A 7,684-nucleotide genomic window follows, 5' to 3' on the forward strand; every position below is an offset into this window, starting at 1 on the left:
GGTCATTTCTTTGCTTCCAACGGGGTCGCAATATCGGCTTTCAATTCATGAGCGGCCAGCGGGTCAAGGAAGGGATTGCGATAGAGCTTGTCGTGGCTCTCAACGCCGACCTCCAGCGTGCAGTCGCTCATAGGGCGGGCGACGCACAGGATTATATAGCCATTGTTGATCTGGCGGTTGTTCAGCGCCCGCTGCGCTTTTTGATCGACTTTGCCGCTGATTATTTTGGCCGCACAGGTTATGCAGCCGCCATACTTGCACCCATACGGCAGATCCACACCCTGCTCGCGCAAGCTTTGCAAGAGGGGCTTGCGGTGATCGACGTCAAAGGCCGCACCGCCTTGATTGGCGAGAATGATGGTGAAGCAGGTCATACCCAGATGTCACTCGTGCAATCACCCCCGGGATAACGGGTTTCGTGGCAGCGGCTTGGTCCATTTGGTTCCTTACCAAAATCAACAACGAATAGCGGATCGATTTCCATGCCGCCGTTTTCCGTATCGCAATTGACCATCAGCATGCATCCGCCATTGGTGCGGATTTCCGGATAGAACTGATTATCCCACGTCGAGAAGAGTGAGGTCGTCACATAAAGGCGCTTGCCGTCGAGGCTGAGCTGTATCATCTGCGGCCCGCCAGTCACTTTCACGCCATTGACCTCAGAGGCACGGCCGAGAAGTCCGCCCATCCACACTTGTCCGGTAAGCTTGGCGTTGTGAGGGTCCGAGATGTCGTACTGACGAATGTCGCCATGCAACCAGTTGCACAGATAGAGGTATCTATCGTCCATGCTGAGCAGAATGACCGAGATCACGCCCGGTATTGGTATCGGCCATTCGGGATGCGGCTCATTGCCGACATCGACGATTTTTTCCCATTGCCAGTCACCCGCCGCGTCCTTCCACCAATGGATGATATTTGCAGAAAGGGCCGCGCCAACAAAGCCGTGACTGCTGTCGGGGTTATGATGGAATCGCACTTCCAGTGGGATCAAGCCATCTTCACCGAGATAGAATGTTTGCTTTGGCTCCTTCTTTTCAAAATCCCAGAAATGGATCTCTCGGCCATATTTCAGATGACCAACCTCTTCCAGGTCAAAGCCCGGCATGAAGGTATTGGGCGCGGCCCATTCCGAGCTGACCATTACGTTGTGTCGCGGCTGGTACCAGAAATCATAACCAAACTTGATACTGCCCATGGAGTTTTCCCAACGGCCGACAATCTCGAACTCCTTGCTGAGTTGCAAATAGCCGCCGGGGGCATTGCCCTGGGCGTCACCAAGCATGGAAACGATGATGTCCGAGCCGAGGCAATGCACCGTGTGAGGCGCCGACAGGTTGGTCCTGGCTTTGATTTCAGCGCCGTCTATCACCTTGAACAGTGTCGGGCTGCGCGGATCGGTACCGCAATCGACAATATGCAGATTTGACGAGCGCACACCCGGCACGATCAGATATTTCCGCTCCATGCTCGCATCGCCGTGGCACGACGAACAGGCATTCCAGCCCGAGTGATGGAGCTCATCGCCAATACCCGGCATTTGCAAACGCGAAATCACCTGGCTGTAGGTCGAACTCTCCGGGTCGACATCAATGGTGCAAAGATAGTCCGGCTTCTGAATGCCCGTGCCGGTGTAGATGGCAATCGTATAGAGCAGCTTTTCGCGAGGTGCCGTCATCGCCTCGGCTGGAGAAGCATAGCCCGGTCCACAGCAATGATTGGTCATGGGTACTTCCCTTTGAACAGATCACTGGCCAGCCCCAAAGGGGCAAGCTGGAATGTTAGTGCATGCTTGGCATTGGCGCTATGGCCGCGTGCATTGTGAAGTGCGCACGTGACGTACAACTTGGCGACAGAGCCCCCGCGGGACCACCCAACGCCAGCTTCTTATCCCGAGGGAACGTTGGCGGAGTGATCGGAGAGCAGTGCCTGGACCAAGCCCAAGTGAAAGCCCCCAGGTTCGCTTGATGTTCATGGCACCCGAACATGCTGACGCGCGATAAGGGCACATCGTTCCTTGGCCAAGGGCCCTCAGCGCAGTCAGCGCTCGCCGAGATAGAAAAATTCCTTGGTGAACGGGAAGCTGGCCATGTTCGCATGGCCGAGGTTAAGTCAAAACTTTAAGGTACGAGTTGCCCTATTCGGTACCTCCGGCAGCACCGGCAAAGAGCCAATGTGTTCGCCTGTCAGCCGCCGCAATCGAGGCCAATGCGGGGTCGGCCCTAGATGAGCAATCTGGAATTGGGCCATCGGGATTGGGCGGCCTTTCTGTCCTAACTTTCATCTAGAATTAGGTGCCAGTAGGGGCGGTGGCCAGCATCTATTTCCCGAAACGTGGTGCCTCCATGCGCCGCATTGCTCGAGAGATGCGCGAAGCGTGCTGCACCAATATCGGTGGCGTTCCCTACTACTTCGAAACGATAGACCACGCCGGCTTCCGGAGGCACGACTTGTCTGAGTTGCGTTGCATGACCGTAGAACAAGCTCTTGCCGAGACCTCTCGGCGTCATCTCGCGGACAACGCTGGATTCTTCTTCATGATGTATGGTCGGAGCGTTCGATCTCAACAATGCTTTTGATGCACCACCGGGTCATCCGCGAAAAGGGAGCTGTCGCAGTCGGCCGCGGTTTCTTGTGTGACGCTATCTGATCAACAGCCATCTAGTACACCTTATAGTGTGTAATGTAGATGCATACATGGCAGAAATATCCGCCATATCCATGGAGTGGTCAGCTCACTACTATTCGAACCTCCGGTTGCCGCCGTCTTAGTATTGAGGTTGTATTTTGTCATCGGCGGTTATTGGTTGCTTGATTAGAATAAGCCTATGTCTGAGGGGAGGAAAGAAGGAAGACCCGTGAACTGAGCAAAGGCTATCGCGTCCTCTCCTGTCCCACCAGTCGCATCGAAGTAAAGTGTTCCAGCGCCGGCTCCATCATCATCGAAAATGAAATAGCCATCTCTTCCGCCATTCAATGCAGAAGCCGCATCGGCTGTGGTGACAAGAGTGACTGCGCCACCCGCCACCAATCCGCCGCCAAACCCCGCCGCAGATACTCTCAACGAATCTATTCCGCGTGAGAAAGCGGTGATTGTATCCGAACCATCTGTGAGGGCCGAAAAATCGAAGCTGTCGGCGCCGGCGCTAATCGGGCCGGTGTAGGTCGTAGCGTTGCCGGCGGTGCTGGTCTGGCTCCGCGTGGTCGGACTCCAGGTCGGGCCGCCATTAGTCGAGACTTCATAGCTTACCGTGCCTGCGTCATTGCCAGTGGCGCTCAGATCAAAGCTGTCATCTCTGGTGATCTCGTTACTATTGGAGGAACCGGTGTCCGCTAAGTTGGCAAAGGCCAAGGTGCCGGACGAAGACGATGTGCTGCCGTGGGTGGTGATGGTCAAGGTAGTGGTGGCCGTAGCGTCGTGGGTATCCGTCATCGTGTAGGTGAATACGTCGGAGGCGGCTTGGCCTTGGCCGAGCTGTTGTGTATCGGGATCATTGTTGTCGCGTTCGTAGCTCCAGGCGCCGTCCGAACCGAGGGTCAGAGCGCCATAGGTGCCGACAACAGCTGATCCGACCTGGCCCGAAACATCTTCGGCCGACGTGCCTGCCGCAACACCAATCACCGACATGCTATCGCCGTGGTCCACGTCGGTGTCATTGTCTAGCACGTTGCCAGTGGGCGAAGCGGCGTTGTAGATGGACTGGATTTCTTGGGCAGTGAGCGCGCGATCGTAGAGCTGAATGTCATCCACCTGGCCCTGCAATAAGCCGGGGACATTGACCGATGGACGGGCACCAGCCAAAAACTCCGTACCCGCAGGGGTATTGATAGACATCGTACCTGAGCCGACGGCGACTCCATCCAAATACAAGGTCACCGAGTCGCCGACATTAGTGACAGCAACATTATACCATTGTCCGGTTTGCAGAGACGGGCCGAACACCGCGCTGCCCCATTGCGAAAAGAAGAGCGTGTTGCCGGATGTGCCCAGCTGGTAGGTTTGACCACCACTACCGAAGTTTCCATAGCCTGCCAGAAGCGACTCACTGTTCACAAACGCATCTGCGTTCACCCAAAGTGAAAGCGTTCTGTCACTGTTTCCAACTGGCAATCCTGTGGTTGGTGCCTGGAAAACGTCATCAACACCGTCAAAACTAAATGCTAGCCCGAACTTGCCGGTCGCAAATGAGGCACCATTTTGCAGTACGCCATCATTATCGCCCACAACATCTTCGGTGGTCCCATCAGCTGACCATCGAGCAATGAGGTTGGACGGTAGAGACAGGGGATCGCCCACCCCGATGTCACTCGTGGCAACCGGCCCGTCATTGGTGCCATTGATAGTGATGGTCACCGTCTTGACAGCAGATACGGCATTGGGTGCACCGCTGTCGTCGGTGGCTACTACGTTATAGGAGAAGGTGATGGTCTCGCCCGCACCGAGAAAATCGAGGCTGGCGTTGGTGGTATAGTCCCAGCTGTCCTGGTCCACGCTGAAGCCCGCAACCAGCGTCGCTGCCAGAGCCGCACTCAGCGTGCCGCCGCTCCAGACGATGTCGGCGTTGGAGGTCTCCGATACCGTCACCGCGTCGTTGGTATCGAGATCGGCAAAGCTCAAAATCCCGCTGTCGCTCAGGCTCGCCGTGCCGTCGCCCTCGGTCACATCACCCGAAGTGTCGGCAATGGCCAGGGTCGGCTGGTCATTGGTGCCGTGGATGGTGATGGTCACCGTCTTGGCAGCAGATACGGCATTGGGCGCCCCGCTGTCGTCGGTAGCCACAAGGTCGTAGGAGAGGGTGATGGTCTCGCCCGCACCGAGAAAATCGAGATTGGCATTGGTGGCATAGTCCCAGCTGTCCTGGTTCACGCTAAATCCCGAAATCACCGCCGCCTGCTGCGCCGCACTCAGCGTGCCCCCGCTCCAGGCAATGTCGTTGTTGTAGGTCTCCGATACCGTCACCACGTCGGTGGTATCGAGATCGGCAAAGCTCAAAATCCCGCTGTCGCTCAGGCTCGCCGTGCCGTCGCCCTCGGTCACATCACCCGAAGTCTCGGCAATGGCCAGCGTCGGCTGGTCATTGCTGCCGTGGGTGGTGATGGTCAAGGTAGTGGTGGCCGTAGCGTCGTGGGTATCCGTCATCGTGTAGGTGAATACGTCGGAGGCGGCTTGGCCTTGGCCGAGCTGTTGTGTATCGGGATCATTGTTGTCGCGTTCGTAGCTCCAGGCGCCGTCCGAACCGAGGGTCAGAGCGCCATAGGTGCCGACAACAGCTGATCCGACCTGGCCCGAAACATCTTCGGCCGACGTGCCTGCCGCAACACCAATCACCGACATGCTATCGCCGTGGTCCACGTCGGTGTCATTGTCTAGCACGTTGCCAGTGGGCGAAGCGGCGTTGTAGATGGACTGGATTTCTTGGGCAGTGAGCGCGCGATCGTAGAGCTGAATGTCATCCACCTGGCCCTGCAATAAGCCGGGGACATTGACCGATGGACGGGCACCAGCCAAAAACTCCGTACCCGCAGGGGTATTGATAGACATCGTACCTGAGCCGACGGCGACTCCATCCAAATACAAGGTCACCGAGTCGCCGACATTAGTGACAGCAACATTATACCATTGTCCGGTTTGCAGAGACGGGCCGAACACCGCGCTGCCCCATTGCGAAAAGAAGAGCGTGTTGCCGGATGTGCCCAGCTGGTAGGTTTGACCACCACTACCGAAGTTTCCATAGCCTGCCAGAAGCGACTCACTGTTCACAAACGCATCTGCGTTCACCCAAAGTGAAAGCGTTCTGTCACTGTTTCCAACTGGCAATCCTGTGGTTGGTGCCTGGAAAACGTCATCAACACCGTCAAAACTAAATGCTAGCCCGAACTTGCCGGTCGCAAATGAGGCACCATTTTGCAGTACGCCATCATTATCGCCCACAACATCTTCGGTGGTCCCATCAGCTGACCATCGAGCAATGAGGTTGGACGGTAGAGACAGGGGATCGCCCACCCCGATGTCACTCGTGGCAACCGGCCCGTCATTGGTGCCATTGATAGTGATGGTCACCGTCTTGACAGCAGATACGGCATTGGGTGCACCGCTGTCGTCGGTGGCTACTACGTTATAGGAGAAGGTGATGGTCTCGCCCGCACCGAGAAAATCGAGGCTGGCGTTGGTGGTATAGTCCCAGCTGTCCTGGTCCACGCTGAAGCCCGCAACCAGCGTCGCTGCCAGAGCCGCACTCAGCGTGCCGCCGCTCCAGACGATGTCGGCGTTGGAGGTCTCCGATACCGTCACCGCGTCGTTGGTATCGAGATCGGCAAAGCTCAAAATCCCGCTGTCGCTCAGGCTCGCCGTGCCGTCGCCCTCGGTCACATCACCCGAAGTGTCGGCAATGGCCAGGGTCGGCTGGTCATTGGCAATCTGTCTTGCTGTAAAAGTCCCATTAGAGAAGGTGAAATTCTCGACATTGCTCACCGTGTCGGTGCCGTCGGGCGAGAGCGCCCGGTTGTCGGCAATAGTATACGAGCCACCGCCATTATTGGTCACCATATAGTCTAACCAGGCGCCAGTGTAGATGGCGGTATCACCAGTGCCATCACCACCATCGATGACATCATCGCCGCCACCACCAGTAAGATAGTCGTTACCGACACCCCCACTAATCACGTCTCCATAGGACGATCCAGTGATCGTCTCGGCCCCGGTGGAACCGGTGAGATAGAGCTGATCACTTGCGCCGTTGTTGGCTCCAAATCCAGAGAACGTCCAGCCCGCCAACGACACCGACTGATTAGCATCAACGCTGACAATCATAATGTTTCCGTTGGCATCGCCCTGCACCTCAAGCGAGCTTGATAGTCCGCTGCCAATCTGGCTGGCATTAATGATTATCTGATGCCAGAAATTGGGCGACGCTGTTGTAGCAAATTCCAGGCGTTCGATGCTGCTCAGCGTCTCGACAGCCAGGATAACACCCTGGCCAGATAGGTTTCCACTATGACCGCTGCCATCGGCAATGCGGATGGTATCGATATCGTTGCCGCCATCCAGTGTCTCGCCCGAAACCGCATCGGCGAAGGACAGATTGAAGACATCGTTGCCGTCGCCACCGGTTAATGCATCCGCACCTGCCCCACCAGCAATCGTATCAGCGCCTGCGCCACCTGTTATGATGTCGCTGCCACCGAGATTGGTGCCGTCCACCGTGATGCGATTAGCACCAGTAAGACCCGAAGCATCGATCGTCACTCCATTGGTCATTGCAACGGCAGAATTGATCAGAAGGTCGCCCAGCGTGCCGTCCAGGTTGCCATCGGCCGACGAGACCTGCGCATTGGCCAGGACAAGGTTGAAGCCCGACGCATCCTGGTTCAGCATCATCCGGTCGATGCTAGTGAGTGTGACGCCGGCAAAACTGTAGGTGCCGGCCGCATCGAGCCGCAGTGTGTCGAGAGTTAACTGCTCCAATGTACCATTGATGGTCTCGGCCGCTGCCACATCAGCCGCCGCGCCGATCACAAAAGTGTCCGCGCCAAGTCCGCCGGTCAGGATGTCCGCACCCGCTCCACCGGTAATGCTGTCGCCGCCAGTGCCGCCGGTGATGGTGTCGCCGCTGCCGCTGCCGGTGATGGCAAAGCCTTCGGACTGGCCATTCAACCTGATGGTGACGCCAGCCGCCGCCGTGGC

3 protein-coding genes are annotated in these 7,684 nt (G+C 57.1%); all 3 read right to left on the minus strand.

Features of this window, described 5'->3' with window-relative positions; all coding sequences use genetic code 11:
• Positions 1–2 precede the first annotated feature (2 nt).
• Complete coding sequence (locus NKI49_RS27285; RefSeq protein WP_352449195.1) at positions 3–374, minus strand: 2Fe-2S iron-sulfur cluster-binding protein; 372 nt, start codon at positions 372–374, stop codon at positions 3–5.
• Positions 371–1,726 (minus strand): selenium-binding family protein, encoded by a 1,356-nt coding sequence (locus NKI49_RS27290; RefSeq protein WP_352601464.1) that lies wholly within the window; start codon positions 1,724–1,726, stop codon positions 371–373. The genes NKI49_RS27285 and NKI49_RS27290 overlap by 4 nt, the downstream gene beginning before the upstream one ends.
• A gap of 1,089 nt (positions 1,727–2,815) precedes the next feature.
• Positions 2,816–7,654: a beta strand repeat-containing protein gene (locus NKI49_RS27295; protein ID WP_352601466.1), complete on the minus strand. Its 4,839-nt coding sequence runs from the start codon at positions 7,652–7,654 to the stop codon at positions 2,816–2,818.
• Between the last annotated feature and the right edge of the window lie 30 nt (positions 7,655–7,684).

Source organism: Mesorhizobium sp. M0587, from assembly GCF_040320945.1.
GTDB lineage: Bacteria > Pseudomonadota > Alphaproteobacteria > Rhizobiales > Rhizobiaceae > Mesorhizobium.

Coding starts and splice junctions, on each gene's coding strand:
- NKI49_RS27290 (WP_352601464.1), bottom strand. CDS start 1,726: ATGACCAATCATTGCTGTGGACCGGGCTATGCTTCTCCAGCCGAGGCG.
- NKI49_RS27285 (WP_352449195.1), bottom strand. CDS start 374: ATGACCTGCTTCACCATCATTCTCGCCAATCAAGGCGGTGCGGCCTTT.